We start from the raw sequence: 26,129 nt of genomic DNA, 5'->3' as shown, positions 1-26,129 counted from the left end.
GTCTGGGCATGGCTGGTGTAATGGATTCGGTGAACCAGCGCACGCAACTGGTAGGGCAGAATCGCCTCGAGCTGCTGTTGTTCCGTCTCGACGGGCCGCAGCTCTATGGGATCAACGTGTTCAAGGTACGGGAAGTGTTGCAATGCCCGTCCCTGACGTTGATGCCCAAATCCAGTCCTGTCGTGTGCGGGGTAGCGAATATACGGGGAGCGACCATTCCGATCCTGGATCTGGCAATGGCAACGGGCTCCGGTGCGTTGAAAGACAAGAACAGTCCGTTCGTGATCATCACGGAGTACAACACCAAGACCCAGGGTTTCCTGGTCCGCTCGGTGGAGCGCATCGTCAACATGAACTGGGAAGAGATCCATCCGCCACCCAAGGGCACCGGTCGCGATCACTACCTGACCGCTGTGACGCGGGTCGACAATCAGTTGGTCGAAATCATCGACGTCGAGAAGGTGCTGGCCGAGGTGGCGCCGACGCCGGAAGCGATTTCGGTGGGCGTGGTCGATGTCGAGACGCAGACCAAGGCGTTGTCGCTGCGGGTGCTGACGGTCGATGACTCGTCGGTGGCGCGCAAGCAGGTCACGCGTTGCCTGCAGACCATCGGTGTCGAAGTGGTGGCGCTGAACGACGGCAAGCAGGCGCTGGATTACCTGCGCAAGCTGGTCGACGAGGGCAAGAAGCCGGAAGAAGAGTTCCTGATGATGATTTCCGACATCGAGATGCCGGAGATGGACGGGTACACCCTGACGGCGGAAATCCGCGGCGACGCACGCATGCAAAAGCTCCATATCATCCTGCATACTTCGTTGTCGGGGGTATTCAATCAGGCGATGGTGAAGAAAGTCGGTGCTGATGACTTTCTGGCCAAATTCCGTCCTGATGACCTCGCATCCCGGGTAGTCGACCGGATCAAAGCAGCAGATATCAGCTAGGGGCCTTCTGCCCCTGGCGGTCAACACGATTTAAGAGGCGGCATCATTGTCTACGGGTAATTTGGATTTCGAACAGTTCCGGGTCTTCCTGGAAAAAGCCTGTGGCATTCTGCTCGGTGAAAACAAGCAGTATCTGGTCTCGAGCCGTCTCAACAAACTGATGGAGCAGCAAGGCATCAAGTCCCTGGGTGAGCTGGTACAGCGCATCCAGACCCAGCCGCGCAGCGGTTTGCGCGAGCAGGTGGTCGATGCCATGACGACCAACGAAACCCTGTGGTTTCGCGACACCTATCCGTTTGAAGTCTTGAAGAACAAGGTACTGCCGGAAGCGATCAAGGCCAGCCCCAACCAGCGTCTGCGGATCTGGTCGGCGGCCTGCTCGTCGGGACAGGAACCGTACTCGCTGTCGATGTCGATCGACGAGTTCGAGCGCAGCAACCTGGGTCAGTTGAAGATGGGTGTGCAGATCGTTGCCACCGATCTGTCGGGCCTGATGCTCAACAACTGCAAGACCGGCGAGTACGACAGCCTGGCGATCGGTCGCGGTCTGTCGCCGGAACGCCTGCAACGCTACTTCGACCCGAAAGGGCCGGGGCGCTGGGTGGTCAAGGCGCCGATCAAGAGCCGGGTGGAATTCCGCTCGTTCAACCTGCTCGACAGCTATGCGGCGCTGGGCAAGTTCGACATCGTGTTCTGCCGCAACGTGCTGATCTACTTCTCTGCCGAAGTGAAGAAGGACATCCTGTTGCGCATTCACAGCACGTTGAAGCCGGGTGGGTACCTGTTCCTTGGCGCTTCGGAAGCGTTGAACGGATTGCCGGATCATTACCAGATGGTTCAGTGCAGCCCGGGGATTATTTACAAGGCGAAATAAGCGGTTTGCGCTGATACAAAAAACGGGAGGCCCGCAAAGGCCTGCCGTTTTTTTATGCCCGAATTATTTCCACGAACACCACGAACCCCCTGTGGGAGCGAGCCTGCTCGCGAAAGCGGTCTGTCCATAAGACAGTTGGCGCCTGACACGCCGCCTTCGCGAGCAGGCTCGCTCCCACAGGGATCTGCGCTGACCTGGCAAGGACGGCAAGCGGCAGAAAAGCGGCATCCGGCGGTAACCGGTTGCCGCTTTTCTGGCATTGCCGCTTAGCCTGTTCGGTGCAAAGCCCCGGAATACGGGGCTTTGTTCATTTGGCACGGCGCTTGCTAAAGCTCAAGTACGAAAAACCGGTCACCTGAAGGTTCCCGACATGAGCATCAGCTTCGACAAAGCGCTGGGCATTCACGAAAAGGCATTGGGCTTCCGCGCCCAGCGTGCCGAAGTGCTGGCCAACAACATCGCCAACGCCGACACCCCGAACTACAAAGCGCGGGATCTGGATTTCTCCAAAGTGCTCGAAGCACAGACCGAGAAGACCAAGACCGGCGGCCACTTTGCCCTGAACATGACCAACAGCCGGCACATCGAGGCTGAAGGGCTGGGCAACGGCGACGAGTCGCTGATGTATCGCACGCCGATGCAGCCTTCGATCGACCAGAACACCGTTGACGCTCAACTGGAACAGTCGAACTACGCGGAAAACGCCGTCGGCTTCCAGGCCAGCTTCACCTTGCTCAACAGCAAATTCAAAGGGCTGGTGTCAGCCCTGCGCGGAGAATAATCCATGTCCCTGTCCAGCGTTTTCAACATTGCCGGCAGCGGCATGAGCGCGCAGACCACGCGTCTGAACACCGTGGCTTCGAACATCGCCAACGCCGAAACCGTTTCGTCGAGCATCGACCAGACCTACCGCGCCCGTCATCCGGTGTTCGCCACCATGTTCCAGGGCGGCCAGGCCGGCGGCAGCAATTCGCTGTTCCAGAACCAGGACGCGGCCGGGCAGGGCGTGCAGGTACTCGGCGTTGTCGAAGACCAGAGCAACCTCGAAGCGCGCTACGAGCCGAACCATCCGGCTGCCGACGCCAAGGGCTACGTCTACTACCCGAACGTCAACGTGGTGGAAGAAATGGCTGACATGATTTCCGCGAGCCGCTCGTTCCAGACCAACGCGGAAATGATGAACACCGCCAAAACCATGATGCAGAAGGTACTGACCCTCGGTCAGTAATAAGGGGCGACTGCCATGAGCGTTACGGATACCACCAGCAGCCTGAGCATGAACGACATCCTGGCCAACTCGTCGAAGAAGGCCAGCAGCACGACGTCGGGCGGCATCGCTTCGGCGACCAACAGTGCCACCGGCGGCCAGGCGCTGGGCAAGGATGCTTTCCTGCAATTGCTGGTCACCCAGCTGAAAAACCAGAACCCGCTCGACCCGCAGGACAACAGCGCTTTCGTCGCGCAGTTGGCGCAGTTCAGCAGCCTTGAAGGCATCACCACGCTGAACTCCACCGTCAGCGGCCTTGCCGGCAACTACAACTCGTCGCAGGCGCTGCAAGCGTCGTCGCTGGTCGGTCGCAACGTGATCGTGCAGACCAACACCGCCCAGCTCGATGACCCGAGCAAAGGCCTGACCGGTTCGGTCACCGTGCCTTCGTCGATTGCTGGCGGCACCGTGACCATCACCGACAAGGACGGCAAGACCGTGCGCACCATCGACCTGGGCAGCCGCGCTGCCGGCGATGCCAGCTTCACTTGGGACGGCAAGGACACCGCCGGCACCGTGGTTCCGGTCGGCACTTACACGTTCAAGGCCAACGCACCGATCAACGGCACCGCGACCGACCTGGCGACTTACCTGCCAGCGACCGTCAACAGCGTGACGATCAGCCAGACCGGTGGCGAGCTGATGCTCAACCTGGCCGGCAAGGGCACCGTTGCCCTGTCCAAAGTACAAACCATTGGTATATAGAGCCGACTAACCCGGCACGAAGGAGTGGAACATGTCTTTTAACATCGGCCTTAGCGGTCTCTATGCCGCCAACAAACAACTCGACGTCACCGGCAACAACATCGCCAACGTCGCCACCGCCGGTTTCAAATCCTCGCGCGCAGAATTCGAAGACGTCTATTCGTCGACTCGTCTGGGCAGCGGCAGCAAAGTGATCGGCAACGGCGTGCGCCTGGCCAACGTTTCCCAGCAGTTCACCCAGGGTGACATCAACAACACTGGCAACGTGCTGGACATGGGCATCAACGGTTCCGGTTTCTTCACCATGAGCAACAACGGCTCGATCTCGTACACCCGTGCCGGTACGTTCAAGGTCGACAACGCCGGTTACATCACCAACACCGACTACACCTCGCGTCTGCAGGGTTACGGTGTGGATGCCAACGGCAAGATCATCAACGGCGTGTTGACCGATCTGAAGATCGACACTTCGAACCTGGCGCCGAAGTCGTCTTCTGCGGTGACCTCGAGCATCAACCTCAATTCGTCTTCGCCAGTGATCGTTGATACCGGCGCCAGCGCCGTCAAGTTTGATCCGTCGAAGCCTGAGACTTACACCAAGTCCTTCAGCACACCGATCTATGACACCCAGGGCAACGCCCACGTCATGGACCAGTACATGGTCAAGACTGGCGGGAACACCTGGAAGGTTTACACCCTGGTCGATGGCCGTAACCCGGACGCTACCGGCAGCAACCCTGTGACCACTGCGCCGGTTGCCTCGACATTGTCGTTCGACAGCTCCGGCAAGCTGGTTCAGGTGAGCACGCCTAACCCGGCGGATCCAGCCAACCCGATCATCAGCAGCGATCTGAAGATGACCGGCTGGGTGCCGGGCACTGTGACCAATGGCGTGTTTACGCCTAACGGCGCGGCAGCGAACCCGAATGGCGTGACCATCTCGATGGCCAACACCACTCAGTACAACGCTGATACCTCGCGTACGATCCCGACTCAGGATGGTTACGCCACTGGCCAGATCACTAACCTGACCATCGACGGCACCGGTACGCTGTTCGCCAACTTCAGCAACAACCAGAGCAAGGCGATTGGTCAGGTTGCACTGGCCAGCTTCACCAACGAACAGGGCTTGCAGGCTGTCGGTGGCACTAGCTGGAAAGAGACGTTCGCTTCGGGTATTCCGGGCTACGACGCGCCGAAGACCGGTACGTTGGGTGAGGTGGTGTCCAACTCGCTGGAAGAGTCGAACGTTAACCTGACCAATGAGCTGGTTGATCTGATCAAGGGTCAGAGCAACTATCAGGCGAACGCCAAGACTATTTCGACGCAGAGCACGATTATGCAGACCATTATTCAGATGACCTGATTCGGGTTTCTGACTGGTTTTTTGGGCCCCTCGGTTTTGAGGGGCTTTTTTTTTGGTCGTGGCGGCCTTTGGGCCGACCAGGCTGTTGGGTTTTGGGTGAATATCCGTTGCTTCGGTAGCGGCTGCTGGCGGTTTCGCCTGACGGCGACTTACTTTTTTACAAGCGCCTAAAAAAGTAAGCAAAAAACGCTAGCTCCTGCGTTCGGCCCTCGCAGGCTCGGGTTCCTTCGCTGCGGGATCGATCCGGTCGCAGCGGCTCCGGTTTGCTTCGCTGCACCTCCTTCCGCTGTGTCTGGCTGCGCCAGACGGTCGCTGCGCTCCCACGCCCGGATCAATCCCTCCGCTCAGCCTTCCGACGTCGCCGGTGGATCAAGATCAAGAGCACTCGAGCTTGCGCTCATTGTTGAGTGGGGCGGCTTCGCCGCGGGCAGCTGCGCTGCTTTTGCCTTTTTGTGGGAGCGAGCTTGCTCGCGAAGGCGGCATGTCAGCCGACCTGTTCTTGAAGTGGTACCCAATCCAACTGTAGGAGCTGCCGAAGGCTGCGATCTTTTGATCTGGCTTTTGCTTTTGCTTTTGCTTTTGCTTTTGCTTTTGCTCTGGCTTTTGATCCGGCTTTTGATCTTTTGCCCCTTCGGCAGGCTTCGTTACGGGATCGATCCGGGGGTGGGAGCGCAGCGACCGTACGACGCAGTCGTACACAGCGAGTGTAGGTGCAGCGAAGCCAACCGGAGCCGCTGCGCCCGGATCGGTCCCGTAACGAAGGTACCCCGAGCCCCAGCGAGCGGGCCGTACGCCGGGGCAAAGCCTTTTGGGTTACCTTTTTGGCGTCTGAAAAAGGTGACTCGCTGTAAGAGCGAAACCATAAGAAGCCGTTACCGCAGCAACGGATATTCACCCAAAACCCCAAGAGCCTGGTCGGCCCAGAGGCCGCCAAGGCCGCCAAAAAACAAAACCCCCGACAAACCAGAAGTCTGTCGGGGGTTTTCTTTTGTCTCGAGATCCCAGGCGTCTCGCAACGCCTGATCTCAGCTCAGCTTATTGGCAAGCTTCGCAATCCGGCTCGTCGATCGCGCAAGCCTTTGGCACTGGCGCCGGACCTGCCGGAGCGGCCAGGACCGAATCGTCGCCGTGGTTGCCGCCGCTGGAAACAGCGTTCAGCTTGCCGGTGTTGATGGTCGACTTCTCGGTGCTGGTCGCGGCCAGGGCACGGAGGTAGTAAGTGGTTTTCAGACCACGGTACCAGGCCATGCGGTAGGTCACGTCAAGCTTCTTGCCCGATGCGCCGGCGATGTACAGGTTCAGCGACTGGGCTTGGTCGATCCACTTCTGACGACGGCTGGCGGCGTCAACGATCCACTTGGTGTCCACTTCGAACGCGGTCGCATAGAGCTCTTTGAGTTCTTGCGGAATGCGCTCGATCTGCTGCACCGAACCGTCGTAGTACTTCAGGTCGTTGATCATCACCGAGTCCCACAGACCGCGAGCCTTCAGGTCGCGAACCAGGTACGGGTTGATCACGGTGAATTCGCCCGACAGGTTCGATTTCACGTACAGGTTCTGGTAGGTCGGTTCGATCGACTGCGAAACGCCAGTGATGTTGGCGATGGTCGCGGTCGGTGCGATGGCCATGATGTTCGAGTTACGGATGCCTTTCTGTACACGGGCGCGAACCGGTGCCCAGTCAAGGGTTTCCTTCAGGTCGACATCGATGTACTTCTCGCCGCGCTGTTCGATCAGGATCTGTTGCGAATCCAGCGGCAGGATGCCCTTGGACCACAGCGAACCGTTGAACGTCTCGTAGGCGCCGCGCTCGTCGGCCAGGTCGCAGGAAGCCTGGATCGCGTAGTAGCTGACCGCTTCCATCGACTTGTCGGCGAACTCGACGGCCGCGTCGGAGCCGTAGGCGATGTGCTGCAGGTACAGAGCGTCCTGGAAGCCCATGATGCCCAGACCGACCGGGCGGTGGCGGAAGTTGGAGTTCTTCGCTTGCGGCACCGAGTAGTAGTTGATGTCGATCACGTTATCGAGCATGCGCACGGCGGTGTTCACGGTGCGTTGCAGCTTGGCGGTATCGAGCTTGCCGTCGACGATGTGGTTCGGCAGGTTGATCGAGCCCAGGTTGCAAACGGCGATTTCGTCCTTGTTGGTGTTCAAGGTGATCTCGGTGCACAGGTTCGAGCTGTGGACCACGCCGACATGCTGCTGCGGGCTGCGCAGGTTGCACGGGTCCTTGAAAGTCAGCCATGGGTGGCCGGTTTCGAACAGCATGGACAGCATCTTGCGCCACAGGTCTTTGGCCTGGATGGTCTTGAACAGCTTGACCTTGCCCGGGTACTCGGTCAGCGCTTCGTAGTACTCGTAGCGCTCTTCGAACGCTTTACCGGTCAGGTCGTGCAGGTCCGGTACTTCGGATGGCGAGAACAGGGTCCACTTGCCGTCATCGAAGACACGCTTCATGAACAGGTCAGGGATCCAGTTGGCGGTGTTCATGTCGTGGGTACGACGACGATCGTCACCGGTGTTCTTGCGCAGCTCGATGAACTCTTCGATGTCCATGTGCCAGGTTTCCAGGTAGGCACACACCGCGCCTTTGCGCTTGCCACCCTGGTTCACGGCCACAGCGGTGTCGTTCACCACTTTGAGGAACGGCACAACGCCTTGCGACTTGCCGTTGGTGCCCTTGATGTACGAACCCAGCGCACGCACCGGCGTCCAGTCGTTGCCCAGACCGCCGGCAAATTTCGACAGCATGGCGTTGTCGTGGATCGCGTGATAGATGCCCGACAGGTCATCCGGCACGGTGGTCAGGTAGCAGCTCGACAGCTGTGGACGCAGGGTACCGGCGTTGAACAGGGTCGGGGTCGAAGCCATGTAGTCGAACGAGGACAGCAGGTTGTAGAACTCGATCGCACGGTCTTCTTTCTGCTTCTCTTCGATCGCAAGGCCCATGGCCACGCGCATGAAGAAGATCTGCGGCAGTTCGAAACGCACGCCATCCTTGTGGATGAAGTAGCGGTCGTACAGGGTCTGCAGGCCCAGGTAGGTGAATTGCTGATCGCGCTCGTGGTTGATCGCCTTGCCCAGTTTTTCCAGGTCGAAGGTAGCCAGCACAGGGTTCAGCAGTTCGAACTCGATACCTTTGGCGATGTAGGCCGGCAGTGCCTTGGCGTACAGGTCGGCCATTTCGTGATGGGTGGCGCTTTCGGCGACTTCGAGGAAGTTCAGGCCTTCGGCACGCAGGGTGTCCATCAGCAGGCGGGCGGTGACGAACGAGTAGTTCGGCTCGCGCTCGACCAGAGTACGGGCGGTCATCACCAGGGCGGTGTTGACGTCGGTCAGGGCCACGCCGTCGTACAGGTTCTTCAGGGTTTCGCGCTGGATCAGGTCGCCGTCGACTTCTTCCAGGCCTTCGCAGGCTTCGGTAACGATGGTGTTCAGGCGGCCCATGTCCAGTGGCGCGAGGCTGCCGTCGGCGCGGGTGATGCGGATCGACGGGTGAGCGTTGACCGCAGCTTCGGCCGGGGCGTGGGCAGCGCGTTCTTTCGAACGGCCGTCACGGTAGATCACGTAGTCGCGAGCGACTTTCTGCTCGCCGGCACGCATCAGGGCCAGTTCGACCTGGTCCTGGATTTCTTCGATGTGGATGGTGCCGCCCGATGGCATGCGACGCTTGAAGGTCGCAGTGACCTGTTCGGTCAGGCGCGCAACGGTGTCGTGGATTCGCGACGAAGCGGCAGCGGTGCCGCCCTCAACTGCGAGGAACGCTTTGGTGATAGCGACGGTGATCTTGTCATCGGTGTAAGGAACGACAGTGCCATTACGCTTGATCACGCGCAGCTGGCCAGGCGCGGTGGCTGCCAGATCCGAAGTCGAATCGGCGGCCTGCGGCAAGGTGCCCTGCGGGTTCTCGCGAGTTGTGTCGGTTTGCATGGGGGGTGGTCTCCACATTCTCTATGTTTGTTTGGCACCGTCATGGTGCTCACCGTTCTGTACCGAAGCACTGCAACCGACGGGCGTCGGCATTACAAACTTCGGAACAGTAGGAAAAAGGCTGCAACGCCGCATCCTTGCCGAAGTTTTGGTTACGAGCCGAAGCTCGCCACCGGATTCCTTCGCGGGTGGCAGTCATGACTGCAACACCCATACCGTTTTGTCCGTTTCGGACCAAATAAAACGGTGCCATCCGCCAGTGCGGTTTGGGCTTGAAAAAACTCGCTTGTTCTACCGGAAACCGGCCATAAAGCACTTGAGTTTCAGGTCTGAAATGTGGTTGGGCGTTTTAGGTGAAAACCCTATATGTAGGGTCTCCGTTTTCGCCGTGCTACAAGATAATGCGTTTCAGGGGGGGATTGCAACGTACTACCTGTGGATAAGCCTGTGCGTAATTTGTGTAAGAAACAGGGAAAACGCGTGTAGGCCGCGAACCTGCTGAGCCAGACCGTTTGTCACTGTTTTTTTGCCTGGAAAAACGCTTCAGCGGTTTTTTAAGGGCGCGAACCCTATCACAGAATTCCGCCTTGTCCGAACGCATTTACCGACTTGTTTTCCGGGTGATCGGCGTTTATACAATCGCTGGGCGCATGAGCATTTTTATCCTCCTGAAACATGACAGATGATCGGGAGATACACGCAGGATTGTGGGAGCGAGCCTGCTCGCGAATCGGTTGACCACTGAGCATTCAGGTTGAAGCAACAGACGCTTTCGCGAGCAGGCTCGCTCCCACAGGTTTTGTCCGTGTCAGGCGATTGTCTTTCTTCTTTTAATAAAAACAGCAAGCAGAGGTCACCGGTGGAGCAACAAACCTGGCAGGTATTGATCGTCGAGGATGACCAGCGACTGGCCGAGCTCACCCGCGATTACCTGCAAGCCAATGGCCTGCGCGTCGAGATCGAAGGCAACGGTGCGCTGGCGGCGGCGCGGATCATCAAGGAGCAGCCGGATCTGGTGATCCTCGATCTGATGCTGCCCGGCGAAGATGGCCTGAGCATCTGCCGCAAGGTGCGCAGCCAGTACGACGGGCCGATCCTGATGCTCACCGCGCGCACCGACGACGCCGATCAGATCCACGGCCTTGACCTCGGTGCCGACGATTACGTGTGCAAACCGGTGCGCCCGCGCTTGTTGCTGGCGCGCATCCAGGCGTTGCTGCGACGCAGTGACACACCCGAGCCGGTCGCGGAAAAATCCCGTCGCCTGCAATTCGGTCCGCTGGTGGTCGACAACGCGTTGCGCGAAGCCTGGCTGAGCGACAACGGCATCGAGTTGACCAGCGCCGAGTTCGACCTGCTCTGGCTGCTGGTCTCCAACGCCGGGCGGATTCTTTCGCGCGAAGAAATCTTCACTGCCCTGCGCGGCATCGGCTACGACGGCCAGGATCGCTCGATCGACGTGCGCATCTCGCGCATCCGCCCGAAAATCGGCGACGACCCCGATCATCCGCGCCTGATCAAGACCATTCGCAGCAAAGGCTACCTGTTCGTCCCTGAGGCCTGCGCAGACCTGGCGCTGTGAATTCGATCTTCCTGCGCATCTACGGCGGCATGTGCGCCGCGCTGATTCTGGTGGCGGTGCTCGGCGTGCTGGCGCTGAACCTGCTCAATCAGGTGCGCAGCGAGCAATATCGCGAACGCCTGGCCCACGGCACCTTCTCGCTGATGGCCGACAACCTGCAGCCGATGAACCAGACCGAACGCCATCGCGCGTTGCTGGTGTGGGAGCGGCTGCTCGGTATTCCGCTGACGCTGAAGAAGTTCTCTGAAACCGACCTCGATCTGGCCCAGCGCACCCGTGTGTTGCGCGGTCAGGCGCTGGTCGAGCAGACCGGGCCACATGCGGCCAAGGTCTATCGGCTGATCAGCGAAAAAGAGCAGCTTGTATTGGTAGGAGAGGTGCAGCAGATCAGCGAGCAACTGGCCCGGGCGACCATCTATTTGCTGGCCGATGAGCTGGTGCGGGTACCGGTCGGCGAACAGCCCAAGCGTCTGGCGCAGATAAAGCAGGAAAAGGGCTTCGGCTTCGATCTGCGTCTGGTCACGGTAAATGACGCCGACATGGACGAAGACCAGAGTCGTCGCGTGGCCGAGGGCGACACGGTGATGGCGCTGGGCAAGGGCGGCGATTCGATCCGCGTGTTTGCCGGCATGGTCGGCACGCCGTGGGTGCTGGAAATCGGCCCGCTGTATCAGATGAATCCTTACCCGCCGGAATGGCTGGTATTGATTGCCGCGCTCGGTCTGACGCTGATCGGTCTCATCGTTTATCTGCTGGTGCGTCAGCTTGAGCGGCGTTTGCGCGGTCTCGAAGCAGCGGCCACGCGCATTGCCAAGGGCAGCCTGGAAACCCGTGTGCCGGCGCGCGGCGCTGACTCTGTCGGGCGGCTTGCGTCGGCGTTCAATGGCATGGCTGAGCACTTGCAACAGTTGCTGGCGATCCAGCGTGAACTGGTGCGCGCGGTGTCTCATGAACTGCGTACCCCAGTGGCACGGCTGCGTTTCGGGCTGGAAATGATCGGCACGGCTACCACCCCGCAGGCACTGGAGAAATACCGCGAAGGCATGGATCACGACATAGAAGACCTCGATAAACTGGTCGATGAAATGCTCACCTATGCGCGGTTGGAGCAGGGTTCGCCGGCGCTGACCTTCCAGCGCATCGATCTGGATGCGCTGGTCAATCAGGTAATCGCAGAATTGGCGCCGCTGCGCGCCGAGGTCACGGTGCAGCGCGGTTTGTGTCTTTCATCTGCCGACAATGACGGCGCCTGGGTCGAGGCCGAACCGCGTTATCTGCACCGAGCGCTGCAGAATCTGGTGGGCAACGCGATGCGCCATGCGCATTCGCAGGTGACGGTGAGTTATCAGGTCGGCCAGTTGCGCTGCCGGATCGACGTCGAGGACGACGGGCCGGGCGTGCCGGAGGTGGCGTGGGAGCGGATCTTCACGCCGTTTCTGCGCCTCGACGATAGCCGCACGCGGGCGTCGGGCGGGCATGGTCTGGGGTTGTCGATTGTGCGGCGGATCATTCACTGGCACGACGGCCGCGCGATCATTGGCAAGAGCAAGAGCCTGGGTGGGGCGTGTTTCAGTCTGAGTTGGCCGAGGAATCAGGAGCGCCGCTGAGATTCGGTATACCGCCTTCGCGAGCAGGCTCGCTCCCACATTTGAAATGCAATCCCCTGTGGGAGCGAGCCTGCTCGCGAAGGCGCCATAACAGACAATGCAAATCCTCAGGCTTGAATACTGACCAGGCTCAACAACTGCCCATCCTGCACTCCGAACTGCGCCTCCAGCTCCGATCCGTTGCGCCATTCGCTGGACAGATCCGTCAACAACCGCAGCCTGACCTGTCCCGCCTCAGTCCATTCCAGCACTTCGGCATGCTCGAAATAAAAGCGCTGCTGCACGATCGGGTACAGCGCCTTGAACAAACTCTCTTTCACCGAAAACGTCAGGGTCACCCGCAGCGCCAGTTGCTCCTGCGAGCCTGCCGCCATGCGCTGCATTTCCGCCGGGGTGAGAATTTCCCCGGCCAGACGTTCGGCGCGCTCGTGGCTCAACAGGTTTTCCAGATCCATGCCCAAGCCGCGCCAGTGCTGTTTGTTGGCGACAATCGCCGCCGCACGGCCAGTGCTGTGGGTGATCGAACCGCAAATGTGCGCCGGCCACACCGGGGCGCGGTCTTCGCCGATCGGCGGGACGATATACAGACCTTCGAGTTGTTGCAGCGCGGCCCGGGCGCAGATGCGTCCAGCGAGAAACTCGGCCTGACGCTTGGCCACCGAGCGCTGAATGCCCGGCGGCGCCAGCACAGCGCTGCGCTGGAAGTCATCGCCAAGCAGTCGGGCCGGGTCGAAGTGAGTACTGAGCAGCACGGTATCGGCCAGGACCGTCGGCAACGGCCAGTGGCTGTCGAGCGCAGTGCAGCAGGCGGGCAGGGCGGGGGTGGTATGCATGGCGGGCATTTTGCCGGTTAGTCGGGGCGAGGTCGAGATCGGCGGTGAAGCCTTCGCGAGCAGGCTCGCTCCCACAGGGGATCTTCTGCGCGACAGATATCCAGTGTGGGAGCGAGCCTGCTCGCGAAAGCCGCGCCTCGGCGTTACTGACTCAACCGAAAATCTTCTTGAAGAACGCCTGCATATCCGCCCACGACTTCTCATCCGCCGCCTTGTTGTAACCAATGTCCGGCCCGCCATGCTCGCCATGGCTCAAACGATCGGCATCCGGATTGCTGAAACCATGCTTGGCGCCATCCAGACTGACGAACTTGTAGTCCGCCCCGGCCTTGTCCATTTCTGCCTTGAACGCGGTGACATTGTCCTGAGTGACCATGCTGTCCAGCGCCCCATGCTCGACGAGGATTTTCGCCTTGACGCTGCCCGGAGTCGCCGGGGTCTTGGTCGCCAGCGCTCCGTGGAAACTCACCACACCGGCCAGCGGCACACCCTGACGCGCGGCATTGAGCACCACGGCGCCACCGAAGCAATAGCCGATGGCGGCGATTTTGTTCGGGTCGGTCTGCTTTTGCTTCTTCAACAGATCGAGCCCGGCGGCGAAGCGTTTACTGGCGGCATCGGCGTCCTTGGTCGCTGCCTGCATGAAGGCCATGGCGTCTTTCGGGTGCTCGGTGTTCTTGCCTTCGCCATACATGTCGATGGCCAGCGCGCTGTAGCCGAGTTCGGCGAGATCCCGCGCGCGGCGCTTGGCGTAATCGTTCAGCCCCCACCATTCGTGGACCACGACAACGCCGGGGCGTGGGCCTTTGATCGCGTCGTCATAGGCGTAGTAGCCGATCAGTTGGCTGCCGTCGGCGCTTTGGTAGGGGATTTCTTCAGTCTTGATCGCAGCCTGGGTAAGGCTGCTGACTGCCAGCAAAGTGAGGGCGAGGAACAGGCGCATGGTCGGGTGTCCTTATTGAAAGTGGTCAGAACAGCCTAGTCGATCTGGTTCAGGTCAGGTTCAGAGACGGTTCAGGGGCCGTACAGGGGCGGCTCAGTAACCTTGCGCCATACCCAAACAGCACTGTGAAAGAGGAAATACCCATGACTCGTTTAAACAAATTGCTGCTGGCTTTTACCCTGTTAGGCTCCAGCATCGCGGCGAATGCCGACGACACCAGCAACTTCGCCGGCCTGACATTCGGCCAGACCAGCGACAAGATCGACAAGTCCCACGCGCTCAACAACAACCTCGGCAACCCCAACGTCACCGGGGCCATCGACGGCAACAACACCTACGGCATGCGCCTCGGTCAGCAAAACAGCCAGGGCCGCTACTACGCCACCTATGACAACGTTTCCGGCTCGCACAATGGCGTTAAACTGCGCCAGGAAAATCTGCTCGGCAGCTATGACCTGTTCTATCCAGTAGGCGGCAGCACCAAATTGTTCGGTGGCGCCACGGCCGGTCTGACCAAACTGACGCAGGATTCGCCCGGCTTCAGCCGTGACAGCGACATCGGTTACGCCATCGGTGGCCAGGTCGGTGTGTTGCAGCAAGTTTCGCAGAACACCTCGGTGGAACTCGGTTACCGTTACCTTCGCAGCAACGCCAGCACCGAAATGAAAGAAAGCGGCGGCAGCAAACAGGGCTCGCTGGACTTGACCAGCAGCGCGCAGACCTACCTGTCGGCCAACTACTATTTCTAAGCGGTTGTCGCAGTTTGAAGTGTGGGAGCGAGCCTGCTCGCGAAAGGGGTGTATCGGCCGACACTTGCTTGGCTGATCCACCGTATTCGCGAGCAGGCTCGCTCCCACAGGTAGTTGCCTGGAGAGTTCAAGTGATAGGGAGAAAGGCATGAAACTGTTGGTCGTCGAAGACGAGGCGCTGTTGCGTCATCACCTGCAAACCCGTCTGACGGAGAGCGGTCATGTGGTCGAGTCCGTGGCCAATGCCGAGGAGGCGCTGTACCAGACCGGCCAGTACAACTTCGATCTGGCGGTGATTGATCTCGGCCTGCCGGGCATGGGCGGCCTCGACCTGATCCGCCAGTTGCGCTCGGGCGGCAAGACCTTCCCGATCCTGATCCTCACCGCGCGCGGCAACTGGCAGGACAAGGTCGAAGGGCTCGCCGCCGGTGCCGACGATTACGTGGTCAAGCCGTTCCAGTTCGAAGAACTCGATGCGCGCCTGAACGCATTGCTGCGGCGCTCCAGCGGCTTCACCCAGTCGACCATCGTCGCCGGGCCGTTGCTGCTCGACCTCAATCGCAAACAGGCCAGCCTCGATGAACAACCGCTGGCGCTGACCGCTTACGAATACCGCATCCTCGAATACCTCATGCGCCACCATCAGCAGGTGGTGCCCAAGGATCGCTTGATGGAGCAGCTCTATCCGGACGATGACGAGCGCGATCCGAATGTCATCGAAGTGCTGGTCGGCCGTCTGCGCCGCAAGCTCGAAGGCCCGGCCGGGTTCAAGCCGATCGACACCGTGCGCGGCCTCGGCTACCTGTTCAATGAGCGCTGCACTTGATCCGTTCCCTTCGCGTACGCTTGATGCTCGCCGCCACCACGTTGGCGGTGTTGTTCATGCTTGCCTTGCTGCCGGCGATGCAGGGTGCCTTCAGCCTTGCCTTGCAGGACTCGATCGAGCAACGTCTGGCCTCCGATGTCACCACATTGATCTCCGCCGCCCGGGTGGAAAACGGTCGGCTGGTGATGCCGTCGCAATTGCCGGACGAACGCTTCAACCTCACCGACTTCCGTTTGCTCGGCTATATCTACGACCGCGACGGCAAACTGGTGTGGCGCTCGAAAGCCACCCAGGAAGAGCAGATCAACTACAAACCGCGCTACGACGGTCTCGGCAATGAGTTCGCGCGGATTCGTGAAGCCAGCGGTCAGGAGTTCTTCGTCTACGACGTCGAAGTCAAATTGCTCGGCGGCAAAAGCGCGGCATTCAGCATCGTCGCTCTGCAACCGGTGCGTGAATACGAAACCACCCTCGAAGGCCTGCGCGAAAATCTCTATCTGGGCTTCGGTGCGGCGTTGCTGGTATTGCTGGCGCTGCTATGGATCGGCCTGACCTGGGGCCTCAAGGCCTTGCGCCGTTTGAGCCAGGAACTCGACGAAATCGAAGGCGGCACCCGCGAAAGCCTGACGGAAAAACACCCGCGTGAACTGCTGCGCCTGACCGGCTCGCTCAACCGCTTGCTGCTCAGCGAACGCCAGCAACGCAGCCGCTACCGCGACTCCCTCGACGACCTCGCCCACAGCCTGAAAACCCCGTTGGCGGTGCTGCAAGGCGTCAGCGAAGACATGGCCCAGCGCCCCGAAGACCGCGACCAGGCCTGGGTTCTGCAAAGTCAGATCGAACGCATGAGCCAGCAGATCAGCTACCAACTGCAACGGGCCAGCCTGCGCAAAAGCGGCCTGGTGCGCCATCAGGTGCGCCTGCAACCGGTGCTCAAAAGCCTTTGCGACACGCTGGACAAGGTCTACCGCGACAAACACGTACGCGTCACCTTTGATCTGCCGGAGCACTGCTACGTGCCGATCGAGCAGGGCGCCTTGCTGGAAATGCTCGGCAACCTGCTGGAAAACGCCTATCGCCTGTGCCTCGGCGAAGTGCGGGTCAGCGTGCGCGAGTCCTTGGCCGGGATCGAATTGTGCGTCGAGGACGATGGGCCGGGTGTGCCACTCGATCAGCGCGCGCGGATTCTCGAACGCGGCGAACGCCTGGATGCCCAGCATCCGGGGCAGGGCATCGGGCTGGCGGTGGTCAAGGACATCATCGAAAGCTACAACGCCCGTTTGGCCTTGGGTGATTCACCGATGGGCGGGGCGGCGTTCAGGATTGATTTTCCTGCGGTGTGATTGCGAGCTGCCCTCACCCTAACCCTCTCCCAGAGGTAGAGGGGACTGACCGAAGTGTCTTTGGAAAATTATCGACCTGAGCGATTTGCAGCGAATATGGATTCAATAGAGAGCTTGCAGGTCGGCGTATTTCTCAAGCATCCCCCAATCAGTCCCCTCTCCCTCCGGGAGAGGGTTAGGGTGAGGGGCTTTTGATTTAGCGCCTCATTGCTCCTGCGCCCGATAAGCCCCCGGTGTCAGCCCCGTCCATTTCTTGAACGCCCGATGAAACGCCGAAGGCTCAGAGAACCCGAGCTGCTCGGCAATCTGTTGCAACGACAGCTCCGCCCGGCCCAGATGATAGATGGCGATATCCCGCCGCAGCTGATCCTTGAGTTCCTGAAAACTGGTGCCTTCCTCGCGCAAATGCCGGCGCAAGGTTTGCGGGCTGATATGCAGATGCGCGGCGACGGCTTCCAGATCCGGCCAACTCGCAGCGTCGCGACTGAGCAAGCGGCGCAGGCGGCTGCTCAGGCTGTCGCCGTCGTCCGGGCGCGAGAGCAGGTCGGCGGGGGAGCGTTCGAGAAAATGCTTGAGCGTGCGTTCGTCCTGCAACAGCGGCATGGCCAGATAGCGACTGTGAAACAGCAGACTGCTCTGCTCGGCATCAAAGGTCAGCGGGCAGGGGAACAGCAGGTCGTATTCGCTGCCGTGCTCGGGGCGCGAATAGCTGAAGGTTGCCTGCTCGAGGCGAATGCGCTGGCCGATCAGCCAACTGCCGAGGCGGTGCCAGATCACCAACAGACTCTCGCTGAGAAAATGATCCGGGTCCCACCACTGCGCGTCGTCCAGGCTCAAACGCACCCATTCGTCTTCGCGACGCAGGGTCAGGCGTGGGGCGTCGGGGAACAGGCTGTAAAACAACAAGCCACGTTGCAGAGCCTTCTCCAGGTTGCGGCAGTGAATCGAGGCGTGGCACATCATGGCGAAGCTGCCGGGCTTGCTCGGGGCGTTACCGAAACCCAGGTATTCGTCGTCCAGCGCCAGCCACAGCCCTTGAATCAGCCGGGTGAACTGCTCAGGGGCAATCCGCGCGCGGGGCTCGTCGAGCAACTCCGGGCTGATCCCCAGTTGCTGTAACAGGCCTGAATAATCCAGGCCGCGCCGGCGCGCACCGCCAAGGGCGGCACGGGCGAAATGGCTGGCGATGGTGCGTTCGCGCATAAGCGGCAATCCTTGTTCAGGCACCGATCGTAATGGCGGGCCGGCAACGCCACAAGGCGGATTTCCGCCAAATTGCAGGACGCTGAACGCTCAGTTGGCGGAAATCCGCCATGCCTCAAGTCGCTGATTGGTGACAGGGAACTCCCGCAGGCCCTGATATCAAAAGGCTTGCTGCCATTCGCACCAATCTGGCACGACGTTTGCGATACAAGCCACAGAAGCGTGCATTCTCCGACCGGGAAAAATGCCGTTCCAACAACAAATCCCTCCAGTGCAGGAGGGTTCGCAATTAAGGTTCGGCGCTCGACAGATGGATGTTGCCGCTGGACGCTTGAGGAAACCTGCAATGACGACTCGTCAGCCACTGTACAAATCCCTGTATTTCCAGGTGATCGTTGCCATCGCCATCGGCATCCTGCTTGGTCACTTCTATCCGCAGACCGGTGTGGCCCTCAAGCCACTGGGTGACGGCTTCATCAAGCTGATCAAAATGGTCATCGCCCCGATCATCTTCTGTACTGTTGTCAGCGGCATCGCCGGCATGCAGAACATGAAATCGGTAGGCAAGACCGGCGGCTACGCGCTGCTGTACTTCGAAATCGTTTCGACCATTGCCCTGCTGATCGGTCTGATCGTGGTCAACGTTGTGCAACCGGGCGCCGGCATGCACATCGACGTCACCACCCTGGACGCCTCGAAAATCGCCACCTACGTGACGGCCAGTAAAGACCAGAGCATTGTCGGTTTCCTCCTCAATGTGATCCCGAACACCATCGTCGGCGCGTTCGCCACCGGTGACATCCTGCAAGTGCTGATGTTCTCGGTGATCTTCGGCTACGCCCTGCATCGCCTCGGCTCGTACGGCCGTCCGCTGCTGGACATGATCGATCGCTTCGCCCACGTGATGTTCAACATCATCAACATGATCATGAAACTGGCGCCACTGGGTGCGTTCGGTGCCATGGCGTTCACCATCGGTGCCTACGGTGTCGGCTCGCTGGTGCAACTGGGCCAGTTGATGATCTGCTTCTACATCACCTGCGTCCTGTTCGTCGTGCTGGTGCTGGGTGCGATCTGCCGTGCTCACGGTTTCAGCGTGTTCAAACTGGTGCGTTACATCCGTGAAGAGCTGTTGATCGTACTGGGTACGTCCTCGTCGGAATCGGCACTGCCACGCATGCTGATCAAGATGGAGCGTCTGGGCGCGAAGAAATCCGTCGTGGGTCTGGTGATCCCGACCGGTTACTCGTTCAACCTCGACGGTACTTCGATCTACCTGACCATGGCCGCCGTGTTCATCGCTCAGGCGACTGATACGCACATGGACATCACCCACCAGATCACTCTGCTGCTGGTGCTGCTGCTGTCCTCCAAAGGCGCGGCAGGTGTGACCGGTTCGGGCTTCATCGTTCTGGCCGCGACGCTGTCGGCCGTAGGTCACCTGCCGGTTGCCGGTCTGGCGCTGATCCTCGGTATCGACCGTTTCATGTCTGAAGCCCGCGCGCTGACCAATCTGGTCGGTAACGCTGTAGCGACCATCGTCGTGGCCAAGTGGGTCAAGGAGCTGGACACCGATCAACTGCAGACCGAGCTGGCTTCCGGCGGTCGCGGTATCTCCGATGAGCGTGAAGAAGACGACCTGGGTGTGGCTGAAGGCCCAACCCCGAGCAATGTGAAGTAAGCATCGCTTGCACAGAAAAACCCGCTCCGGCGGGTTTTTTCTTGCCCGGAATTTGAGCGCAACGGTCACACCTGCTGACATTTGCGGTGATTGCCGCATCGGCGATGGCTGCCTAGGCTGAGTACATCGCCCAAGGAGTTCGCCCATGTCTGCACCGCTGGCCTCACTGAAGATTCTCGATTTCTCGACCTTGCTGCCGGGGCCATTCGCCTCGTTGCTGCTGGCGGACATGGGCGCCGAGGTGCTGCGCATCGAATCGCCGACGCGTATGGATCTGCTGCGGGTGCTGCCGCCGCATGATGGCGGGGTCTCGGCCAGCCACGCTTATCTGAACCGCAACAAGCGCAGTCTGGCGCTGGACCTGAAACAGCCCGAAGCGCTGCAGATCATCAAGCAACTGCTGGGCGAGTACGACATCGTCCTCGAGCAGTTTCGCCCCGGGGTGATGGAGCGCCTGGGCCTAGGTTATGAAGCGTTGAAAGCGATCAATCCAAAGCTGATTTATGTGTCGATCAGCGGTTACGGCCAGACCGGGCCGTACAAGGAGCGCGCCGGGCATGACATCAACTATCTGGCGCTGGCCGGGCTGGCTAGCTACACCGGTCGCGCCGACAGCGGGCCGTTGCCGCTGGGCATGCAGGTGGCAGACGTGGCGGGCGGCTCGCTACACGGCGTGATCGGCTTGCTGGCAGCGGTGATTGCCCGTCAGCAAACCGGGCAGGGCACCCATCTGGATGTGAGCATGACCGACTGCGCGTTCAGCCTGAACGCCATGGCCGGCGCTGGCTATCTGGCCTGCGGCGCGGAACCGGGCCGCGAAGATCAGATGCTCAACGGCGGCAGTTTCTATGACTATTACCGCACCCGGGATGGGCGCTGGATGTCGGTGGGCAGTCTGGAGCCAGCGTTCATGCAGCAATTGTGCACGGCACTGGGCCGGCCGGAGCTGGCGGCGCAAGGGTTATCGCCCAGGCCCGAGCAACAACAAGCCTTGAAAGAGGCGTTGCGCATCGAATTCGAGCGGCACGATTTTGCAGAACTGTGTGAATTGTTCGCCGGGGTCGATGCCTGTGTCGAGCCGGTACTGAGTCTGGGCGAGGCGTTGCGCCATCCGCAGTTACAGGCGCGGGAGCTGGTGACCCAGGTGCCGCGCGGCGATGGCACGACGCAGGCGCAGATGGCCTGTCCGTTGAAATTCTCCGAGGCGTTGCCGGCGCCAAGGCATGTTGGTGCGGGGTTGGGGCAGCATACGGATGAGGTGTTGGGGGAGTTAGGGTTGAGTGCTGAGCGGATCACCGAGTTGCGTTCGGCCAGGGTGATTCTGTAGCGCTCATGCCGCCGCCTTCGCGAGCAGGCTCGCTCCCACATTGAAATGCATTCCCCTGTGGGAGCGAGCCTGCTCGCGAAGGGGCCCGCCGATACTCTACAAAACTGTCATTCCACCCGCATTTCACCACTGAACACCAGCGTACTGCGGCAACGCCGGCATAAATACCGCCGCCCTTGCCGCACCAGGCCATGACGCTGGGCGGTAAACGGGAAATCACTGTCGGGGCACGGGCATTTGTAGATATAGCGGGTCACGCTGCGCCGCTTGATTTCATAGGTGTGGCAGCGATCCGGCGGCAGTTCGTAGACGCCGCGCATGATCAGTTGCCACTCCTCGCCATGGGGCTGGATGCGGTCGCCGAACAGTTGATGAGCGATCAGGTGGGCGACTTCGTGGGCCACGGTCTGCTTGAGGAAGTGTTCGGTGTTTTCCCGGTACAGCTGCGGGTTGAAGCGCAGCAGGTTCTCGTGCAGATGCGCGACACCGGCTTTCTGCCCGCGCAGCTTGAGGCTGACCACGGGGCGTTTGAAGGAACGTTTGAAAAAGGATTCAGCGAGTTGGTAACAATCTTCGACGCGGGTATTGAGTTGCTCGGGCATGCTTGATGGATCTCCAGAGACGCCGAGTATGCCGTAACCCCGGCGACTTGCGAATCGTCGACCTGCCGAATGGTCGTCGCCCCAACGAGAAGGCCGCCTTGCGGCGGCCTGTATTGGCAGATGTTGTTTTTCTCAGGGAGGAAACAGGTCAGTTGGTATAGACCGGGCCGACACCCAGGCCCCAGACAATCACGGTGAACGCCATGATCGCCACCAGCACCACCAGCCCAACCGCGAGCACCGAGCTGGAAAACAGAAAGCCTTCATCCGAAGGGATGTTCATGAACGTCGGCAAGCCGACATACAAAAGATAGACCGTGTAGCAGATGGCCGCCGTACCGACGATCATCCCCAGCCACATGTGCGGATACAGCGCCGCCAGACCGCCGACGAACAACGGTGTCGCCGTGTAAGTGGCGAATGCCACGCAACGGGCCAGGCTTGGATTGGCGTCATAGGTGCGCGCCATCCAGTGCACGAAGGCGCCCATCACCGCGACCCCGCCGAGCATCGCCAGGTACGACATGATGGTCATCCACAAGGCGCTTTCGAACGTGAGCATCACCGGCGCGCGGTTGCCGATCACCCAGCCGACCTGGGTCGTGCCGATGAACGCCGAAACAGCGGGGATCGCCGCTAGAATCAGCGTGTGCGTCAGGTACATGTGGCTGATGCTTTCCTCTTGGTCGCCACGGATCTCCTTCCATTCCTGATCGGGGTGGGTAAACAGTCCCACTACGTGATGGATCATGCCATTCACTCCTCTTGTCATTGCCATCGCCCCCCAACGGAGCGCCTACGGGCCAAGATGGCCGAGCAAATACAGGTCTTCAGATGTGTGCGACCTTATGTCGCAGTATAGAAAGGAGTCCAGCGCACCGGTATGCCGGGCTTAGAGCAAATCGCGCTGTAAACGGGATGGATAATCGCCTCGGGGTCTTGCGCGGGAAGGCATTTTTGGGGTTGAAACACTTTTTGTGGCGAGGGGATTTATCCCCGTTCGGCTGCGCAGCAGTCGCCAGCCCATTCAGCGCGCAGTGTCAGGCATTACGAGTTCCCAGGTTTTGGGGCTGCTTCGCAACCCAGCGGGGATAAATCCCCTCGCCACAGATGCTTCGCGCTACCAGGGTTTTTGCGTAAAATGCCGGCCTTTCGTCACACCTCACGGATTTCGCGTCATGGGCACTCTTACGGTCAACCAGAACAAACTGCAAAAGCGCCTGCGCCGCCTGGCCGGCGAAGCGGTCGCCGATTTCAACATGATCGAAGACGGCGACAAGGTCATGGTCTGCCTGTCCGGGGGCAAGGACAGCTACACCATGCTCGACGTGCTGATGCACCTGCAGAAGGTTGCACCGATCAAGTTCGACATCGTCGCGGTGAACATGGACCAGAAACAGCCGGGCTTTCCCGAGCACGTGCTGCCGGCCTACCTGAAAGAACTGGGCATCGAGTATCACATCGTCGAGAAGGACACTTACTCGGTGGTCAAGGAACTGGTGCCGGAAGGCAAGACCACCTGCTCGCTGTGCTCGCGCCTGCGTCGCGGCACCCTGTACACCTTCGCTGACGAAATCGGCGCGACGAAAATGGCCCTCGGTCATCACCGCGACGACATCGTCGAAACGTTCTTCCTCAACATGTTCTTCAACGGCACCCTCAAAGCGATGCCGCCGAAGCTGCGCGCCGACGATGGCCGCAACGTGGTGATTCGCCCGCTGGCTTACTGCAACGAGAAGGACATTCAGGCCTACTCGGACTTGAAGCAATTCCCGATCATCCCGTGCAACCTCTGCGGCTCGCAGGAAAACCTGCAGCGCCAGGTGGTCAAGGAAATGCTCCAGGACTGGGATCGCAAGACCCCGGGCCGTACCGAATCGATTTTCCGCAGCCTGCAGAACGTGGTGCCGTCGCAACTGGCCGACCGCAACCTGTTCGACTTCACCAGCCTGAAGATCGACGAGACTGCAGCTTCGCGCTTCGTTAACGTCGTCAATCTGTAAACACCTTCAAATGTGGGAGCGAGCCTGCTCGCGAAAGCGGTGTGTCATTCAACTGATTGGTTGACTGAGACTCCCTCTTCGCGAGCAGGCTCGCTCCCACATTGGTTTCTTCGCTTCATTCAATAGGAGAGGGCATGCGCGATTACAAGTGGCTGCACGAATACTGTCTGAACCGCTTCGGTTCGGCGGCTGAACTGGAAGCCCATCTGCCCGTTCCCAAGACCCCCGCACAACTGCGCAAGATCCGCGATGACCGCTATCTCTCGACCATGGCCTTGCGGGTTTTTCGCGCCGGGCTCAAGCACAGCCTGGTCGACGCCAAGTGGCCGGCGTTCGAAGAAGTGTTCTTCAAGTTTGATCCGGAAAAAGTTGTGCTGATGAGCGCCGAGCACCTTGAGCGGCTGATGCAGGATGCGCGGATCATCCGCCATCTGGGCAAGCTGAAAAGTGTGCCGCGCAATGCGCAGTTCATTCTCGATGTGGAAAAGGACAAGGGCAGCTTCGGCGCGCTGATCGCCGACTGGCCAGTGACCGATATCGTCGGCCTGTGGACGTACCTGAAAAAGCACGGCCACCAACTTGGCGGGCTGTCGGCGCCACGCTTTTTGCGCATGGTCGGCAAGGACACGTTCGTGCCGAGCTACGACGTGGTCGCGGCGCTTAATGCGCAGAAGATCGTCGACAAAGTGCCGACCAGCCAGCGCGATCTGGCGACGGTGCAGAACGCGTTCAACCAGTGGCATGAGCAGAGTGGCGGACGGCCGATGAGCCAGATTTCGATGATGCTCGCCTATACCGTCAACCATTAAAACCGCGTCGCTGCATTCGCGAGCAGGCTCGCTCCCACCTCTGGAATGCATTCCCTGTGGGAGCGAGCCTGCTCGCGAAAGCGGTTGGTCAGGCGACGCTGATCTCGCCTTCGCCAGCCAATTTGCGATTCAACTGATAGCGCCAGCGCACATACAGCAGCGCCGAGCAGAACACCGCCAGGCTCGCGGCCATTTCCAGCAGGCCGAACAGCTGCCGGTTGGGGTCGTACGCCGCCAGAGCGCCTTTGATGAAGTACAGGTTCACCACAAAACACATCCACGAATGGCCACGGGCGCTGCCCATGATCATCGACGGGGCGAGGACCAGCCACGGGATCAGTTCGACCAGCAGAATCACCCAAGGCCGCGCGCCATGCAGATCGGCGAACAGCAGGTAATAAACAGCGAGCAGACCGGCGAGGGCGAAAAAGCTCAGCAGGCTGAGCACGCGCATCGCCTTCACCCGTGGCTCTAGCCACTCTATCGAGGGCAGGACTTTCGGCTTCTTCGCCATCAGCCCACCAGCTTCTGTGCGGTTTTCGCCAGGCGCAGACCAAGTGCGCGACACAGCGCCACTTCATGCTGATCAAGACCGTTCTTGCCGTCGGCACCGGCATGATGGCTGGCCCCGTAAGGCGTGCCGCCACCTTCGGTTTCGAGCAGGGCCGATTCGCTGTAGGGCAGGCCGGTGATCAACATGCCGTGATGCAACAGCGGCAACATCATCGACAGCAGCGTGGTTTCCTGACCGCCGTGCAGGCTGGCGGTGGAGGTAAACACGCCGGCCGGTTTGCCGACCAGCGCGCCAGTCAGCCAGAGGTTGCTGGTGCCGTCGAGGAAGTACTTGAGCGGCGCGGCCATGTTGCCGAAACGCGTCGGACTGCCCAAGGCGAGGCCGGCGCAGTTCTTCAGATCATCGAGGCTGGCGTAGAGCGCGCCTTCAGCGGGAATCTCCGCCGCCACTGCTTCGCACTCGGTGGAAATCGCCGGCACCGTACGCAGACGCGCTTCCATTCCAGCCTGCTCGACGCCACGGGCGATTTGCCGGGCCATCTCGTTGGTCGAACCGTTGCGGCTGTAATAGAGAACCAGAATGTACGGCGTGCTCATGGCAACAACTCCAGCACGTTTTCCGGTGGGCGACCGATGACGGCCTTGTCGCCGACTTCGAGAATCGGCCGCTCCATGAGTTTCGGGTGCGTGGCGATGGCGTCGATCAGCTGCTGCTCGCTGAGACTGGCATCCGACAGATTCAGGGTTTTGTATTCCTCTTCACCGCTGCGCAGCAGCTGTCGCGCGCTGATCCCGAGCTTGCCGAGCAGGGCCTTGATCTGCGCGGCGCTGAGCGGCGTTTCCAGGTAGCGCACGACATTCGGATGCAAGCCGCGGGCTTCGAGCAGTTCCAGCGCGCCGCGGGATTTCGAGCAGCGCGGATTGTGATAAAGCGTCAGATCGGTCATGGCGGGTCGCTTCTGGCGTAAAGTGGCGGCTATTCTAACTGTGCGGCGCGCAATCCAGAACCGTCAGAGGCGATGGGT

24 protein-coding genes are annotated in these 26,129 nt (G+C 60.3%); 15 read left to right on the top strand and 9 right to left on the bottom strand.

Features of this window, described 5'->3' with window-relative positions:
• Window positions 1-8: 8 nt before the first annotated feature.
• The 6 genes from AB4N73_RS14595 (at window position 9) to flgE (ending at window position 5,153) form a co-directional block, all read left to right on the top strand.
• Window positions 9-941, top strand: coding sequence for a chemotaxis protein CheV (locus AB4N73_RS14595; RefSeq protein ID WP_016773611.1), 933 nt, complete (start codon window positions 9-11; stop codon window positions 939-941).
• A 46-nt stretch (window positions 942-987) separates the two neighbouring features.
• On the top strand, window positions 988-1,815 hold the full coding sequence (cheR, locus tag AB4N73_RS14590; RefSeq protein ID WP_016773612.1) for a protein-glutamate O-methyltransferase CheR: 828 nt from the start codon (window positions 988-990) through the stop codon (window positions 1,813-1,815).
• A gap of 370 nt (window positions 1,816-2,185) precedes the next feature.
• Complete coding sequence (gene flgB / locus AB4N73_RS14585; protein WP_016773613.1) at window positions 2,186-2,596, top strand: flagellar basal body rod protein FlgB; 411 nt, start codon at window positions 2,186-2,188, stop codon at window positions 2,594-2,596.
• 3 nt (window positions 2,597-2,599) lie between these two features.
• On the top strand, window positions 2,600-3,043 hold the full coding sequence (gene flgC, locus AB4N73_RS14580) for a flagellar basal body rod protein FlgC (RefSeq protein WP_016773614.1): 444 nt from the start codon (window positions 2,600-2,602) through the stop codon (window positions 3,041-3,043).
• 15 nt (window positions 3,044-3,058) lie between these two features.
• Window positions 3,059-3,787 (top strand): flagellar hook assembly protein FlgD, encoded by a 729-nt coding sequence (flgD, locus tag AB4N73_RS14575; protein WP_016773615.1) that lies wholly within the window; start codon window positions 3,059-3,061, stop codon window positions 3,785-3,787.
• A gap of 31 nt (window positions 3,788-3,818) precedes the next feature.
• A complete protein-coding gene (gene flgE, locus AB4N73_RS14570; RefSeq protein ID WP_041479563.1) occupies window positions 3,819-5,153 on the top strand; it encodes a flagellar hook protein FlgE in 1,335 nt (444 codons plus the stop codon).
• Window positions 5,154-6,188: 1,035 nt separating this feature from the next.
• Here flgE and AB4N73_RS14565 read toward each other — a convergent pair.
• The gene (locus AB4N73_RS14565; protein WP_024013986.1) at window positions 6,189-9,083 is read right to left on the bottom strand and encodes a ribonucleoside-diphosphate reductase subunit alpha; all 2,895 of its coding nucleotides are present in this window, start codon (window positions 9,081-9,083) and stop codon (window positions 6,189-6,191) included.
• Between the two features lie 859 nt (window positions 9,084-9,942).
• Between AB4N73_RS14565 and AB4N73_RS14560 the strand changes: the two genes are divergently transcribed.
• Window positions 9,943-10,665, top strand: a complete 723-nt coding sequence (locus tag AB4N73_RS14560; RefSeq protein WP_056788095.1) for a response regulator — start codon at window positions 9,943-9,945, stop codon at window positions 10,663-10,665.
• Entirely contained in the window at window positions 10,662-12,272 is a 1,611-nt protein-coding gene (locus tag AB4N73_RS14555) for an ATP-binding protein (protein WP_041479566.1), read from the top strand. The genes AB4N73_RS14560 and AB4N73_RS14555 overlap by 4 nt, the downstream gene beginning before the upstream one ends.
• Before the next feature lie 107 nt (window positions 12,273-12,379).
• Here AB4N73_RS14555 and AB4N73_RS14550 read toward each other — a convergent pair whose 3' ends face one another.
• A complete protein-coding gene (locus tag AB4N73_RS14550; protein WP_460142235.1) occupies window positions 12,380-13,105 on the bottom strand; it encodes a 4'-phosphopantetheinyl transferase family protein in 726 nt (241 codons plus the stop codon).
• Between the two features lie 151 nt (window positions 13,106-13,256).
• Window positions 13,257-14,048 carry a dienelactone hydrolase family protein gene (locus AB4N73_RS14545; RefSeq protein ID WP_460142234.1) on the bottom strand — a complete coding sequence of 264 codons (792 nt, stop codon included), beginning with the start codon at window positions 14,046-14,048 and terminating at the stop codon, window positions 13,257-13,259.
• Window positions 14,049-14,191: 143 nt separating this feature from the next.
• Here AB4N73_RS14545 and AB4N73_RS14540 point away from each other — a divergent pair, with 143 nt between their 5' ends.
• The 3 genes from AB4N73_RS14540 (at window position 14,192) to AB4N73_RS14530 (ending at window position 16,966) form a co-directional block, all read left to right on the top strand.
• A complete protein-coding gene (locus AB4N73_RS14540) occupies window positions 14,192-14,797 on the top strand; it encodes a membrane protein (protein WP_041479569.1) in 606 nt (201 codons plus the stop codon).
• A gap of 148 nt (window positions 14,798-14,945) precedes the next feature.
• On the top strand, window positions 14,946-15,623 hold the full coding sequence (locus tag AB4N73_RS14535) for a response regulator transcription factor (RefSeq protein ID WP_016773623.1): 678 nt from the start codon (window positions 14,946-14,948) through the stop codon (window positions 15,621-15,623).
• Window positions 15,620-16,966 (top strand): ATP-binding protein, encoded by a 1,347-nt coding sequence (locus AB4N73_RS14530; protein ID WP_150743501.1) that lies wholly within the window; start codon window positions 15,620-15,622, stop codon window positions 16,964-16,966. Before AB4N73_RS14535 ends, AB4N73_RS14530 begins: the two co-directional genes overlap by 4 nt.
• A gap of 204 nt (window positions 16,967-17,170) precedes the next feature.
• Here the strand turns inward: AB4N73_RS14530 and AB4N73_RS14525 are convergent, their stop codons facing one another.
• Entirely contained in the window at window positions 17,171-18,169 is a 999-nt protein-coding gene (locus tag AB4N73_RS14525; protein ID WP_150637573.1) for an AraC family transcriptional regulator, read from the bottom strand.
• A gap of 346 nt (window positions 18,170-18,515) precedes the next feature.
• Between AB4N73_RS14525 and AB4N73_RS14520 the strand changes: the two genes are divergently transcribed.
• Window positions 18,516-19,850 (top strand): dicarboxylate/amino acid:cation symporter, encoded by a 1,335-nt coding sequence (locus AB4N73_RS14520; RefSeq protein ID WP_122707473.1) that lies wholly within the window; start codon window positions 18,516-18,518, stop codon window positions 19,848-19,850.
• A gap of 145 nt (window positions 19,851-19,995) precedes the next feature.
• Window positions 19,996-21,177: a CaiB/BaiF CoA transferase family protein gene (locus tag AB4N73_RS14515; protein WP_460142232.1), complete on the top strand. Its 1,182-nt coding sequence runs from the start codon at window positions 19,996-19,998 to the stop codon at window positions 21,175-21,177.
• 107 nt (window positions 21,178-21,284) lie between these two features.
• Here the strand turns inward: AB4N73_RS14515 and AB4N73_RS14510 are convergent, their stop codons facing one another.
• Together AB4N73_RS14510 and AB4N73_RS14505 are read right to left on the bottom strand one after the other, a co-directional pair.
• Window positions 21,285-21,779, bottom strand: a complete 495-nt coding sequence (locus tag AB4N73_RS14510; RefSeq protein WP_024013976.1) for a SprT family zinc-dependent metalloprotease — start codon at window positions 21,777-21,779, stop codon at window positions 21,285-21,287.
• 148 nt (window positions 21,780-21,927) lie between these two features.
• Window positions 21,928-22,530 carry a Yip1 family protein gene (locus AB4N73_RS14505; protein ID WP_016773629.1) on the bottom strand — a complete coding sequence of 201 codons (603 nt, stop codon included), beginning with the start codon at window positions 22,528-22,530 and terminating at the stop codon, window positions 21,928-21,930.
• A gap of 427 nt (window positions 22,531-22,957) precedes the next feature.
• Here AB4N73_RS14505 and ttcA point away from each other — a divergent pair, with 427 nt between their 5' ends.
• Window positions 22,958-23,782, top strand: a complete 825-nt coding sequence (gene ttcA, locus AB4N73_RS14500) for a tRNA 2-thiocytidine(32) synthetase TtcA (protein WP_024013975.1) — start codon at window positions 22,958-22,960, stop codon at window positions 23,780-23,782.
• 134 nt (window positions 23,783-23,916) lie between these two features.
• Window positions 23,917-24,591, top strand: coding sequence for a DNA-3-methyladenine glycosylase I (locus AB4N73_RS14495; RefSeq protein WP_016773632.1), 675 nt, complete (start codon window positions 23,917-23,919; stop codon window positions 24,589-24,591).
• 88 nt (window positions 24,592-24,679) lie between these two features.
• On the opposite strand, the gene AB4N73_RS14490 is transcribed toward AB4N73_RS14495, so the two are convergent.
• From AB4N73_RS14490 to arsC, 3 genes are read right to left on the bottom strand one after another with little or no spacing between them, the layout of a single operon-like run.
• The gene (locus AB4N73_RS14490; protein WP_056788119.1) at window positions 24,680-25,105 is read right to left on the bottom strand and encodes a DUF2069 domain-containing protein; all 426 of its coding nucleotides are present in this window, start codon (window positions 25,103-25,105) and stop codon (window positions 24,680-24,682) included.
• Window positions 25,105-25,701, bottom strand: coding sequence for an NAD(P)H:quinone oxidoreductase (gene wrbA / locus AB4N73_RS14485; protein WP_016773634.1), 597 nt, complete (start codon window positions 25,699-25,701; stop codon window positions 25,105-25,107). Before wrbA ends, AB4N73_RS14490 begins: the two co-directional genes overlap by 1 nt.
• Window positions 25,698-26,051 (bottom strand): arsenate reductase (glutaredoxin), encoded by a 354-nt coding sequence (gene arsC / locus AB4N73_RS14480; protein WP_460094892.1) that lies wholly within the window; start codon window positions 26,049-26,051, stop codon window positions 25,698-25,700. Before arsC ends, wrbA begins: the two co-directional genes overlap by 4 nt.
• Window positions 26,052-26,129: the final 78 nt, after the last annotated feature.

The organism is Pseudomonas sp. S3_B08, assembly GCF_054667725.1.
Note: the sequence above shows the minus strand (reverse complement) of the source record. Positions and strands in the feature narration are given on the sequence as shown.

Excerpts from the sequence above, each read along its gene's own strand:
- AB4N73_RS14535 (WP_016773623.1), top strand. The coding sequence starts at position 14,946 with ATGAAACTGTTGGTCGTCGAAGACGAGGCGCTGTTGCGTCATCACCTG.
- AB4N73_RS14525 (WP_150637573.1), bottom strand. The coding sequence starts at position 18,169 with ATGCGCGAACGCACCATCGCCAGCCATTTCGCCCGTGCCGCCCTTGGC.
- flgE (WP_041479563.1), top strand. The coding sequence starts at position 3,819 with ATGTCTTTTAACATCGGCCTTAGCGGTCTCTATGCCGCCAACAAACAA.
- ttcA (WP_024013975.1), top strand. The coding sequence starts at position 22,958 with ATGGGCACTCTTACGGTCAACCAGAACAAACTGCAAAAGCGCCTGCGC.
- AB4N73_RS14515 (WP_460142232.1), top strand. The coding sequence starts at position 19,996 with ATGTCTGCACCGCTGGCCTCACTGAAGATTCTCGATTTCTCGACCTTG.
- flgD (WP_016773615.1), top strand. The coding sequence starts at position 3,059 with ATGAGCGTTACGGATACCACCAGCAGCCTGAGCATGAACGACATCCTG.
- arsC (WP_460094892.1), bottom strand. The coding sequence starts at position 26,051 with ATGACCGATCTGACGCTTTATCACAATCCGCGCTGCTCGAAATCCCGC.
- AB4N73_RS14550 (WP_460142235.1), bottom strand. The coding sequence starts at position 13,105 with ATGCATACCACCCCCGCCCTGCCCGCCTGCTGCACTGCGCTCGACAGC.
- AB4N73_RS14490 (WP_056788119.1), bottom strand. The coding sequence starts at position 25,105 with ATGGCGAAGAAGCCGAAAGTCCTGCCCTCGATAGAGTGGCTAGAGCCA.
- AB4N73_RS14565 (WP_024013986.1), bottom strand. The coding sequence starts at position 9,083 with ATGCAAACCGACACAACTCGCGAGAACCCGCAGGGCACCTTGCCGCAG.
- AB4N73_RS14510 (WP_024013976.1), bottom strand. The coding sequence starts at position 21,779 with ATGCCCGAGCAACTCAATACCCGCGTCGAAGATTGTTACCAACTCGCT.
- flgC (WP_016773614.1), top strand. The coding sequence starts at position 2,600 with ATGTCCCTGTCCAGCGTTTTCAACATTGCCGGCAGCGGCATGAGCGCG.
- AB4N73_RS14545 (WP_460142234.1), bottom strand. The coding sequence starts at position 14,048 with ATGCGCCTGTTCCTCGCCCTCACTTTGCTGGCAGTCAGCAGCCTTACC.
- AB4N73_RS14520 (WP_122707473.1), top strand. The coding sequence starts at position 18,516 with ATGACGACTCGTCAGCCACTGTACAAATCCCTGTATTTCCAGGTGATC.
- AB4N73_RS14540 (WP_041479569.1), top strand. The coding sequence starts at position 14,192 with ATGACTCGTTTAAACAAATTGCTGCTGGCTTTTACCCTGTTAGGCTCC.
- flgB (WP_016773613.1), top strand. The coding sequence starts at position 2,186 with ATGAGCATCAGCTTCGACAAAGCGCTGGGCATTCACGAAAAGGCATTG.
- AB4N73_RS14505 (WP_016773629.1), bottom strand. The coding sequence starts at position 22,530 with ATGATCCATCACGTAGTGGGACTGTTTACCCACCCCGATCAGGAATGG.
- wrbA (WP_016773634.1), bottom strand. The coding sequence starts at position 25,701 with ATGAGCACGCCGTACATTCTGGTTCTCTATTACAGCCGCAACGGTTCG.
- AB4N73_RS14495 (WP_016773632.1), top strand. The coding sequence starts at position 23,917 with ATGCGCGATTACAAGTGGCTGCACGAATACTGTCTGAACCGCTTCGGT.
- AB4N73_RS14595 (WP_016773611.1), top strand. The coding sequence starts at position 9 with ATGGCTGGTGTAATGGATTCGGTGAACCAGCGCACGCAACTGGTAGGG.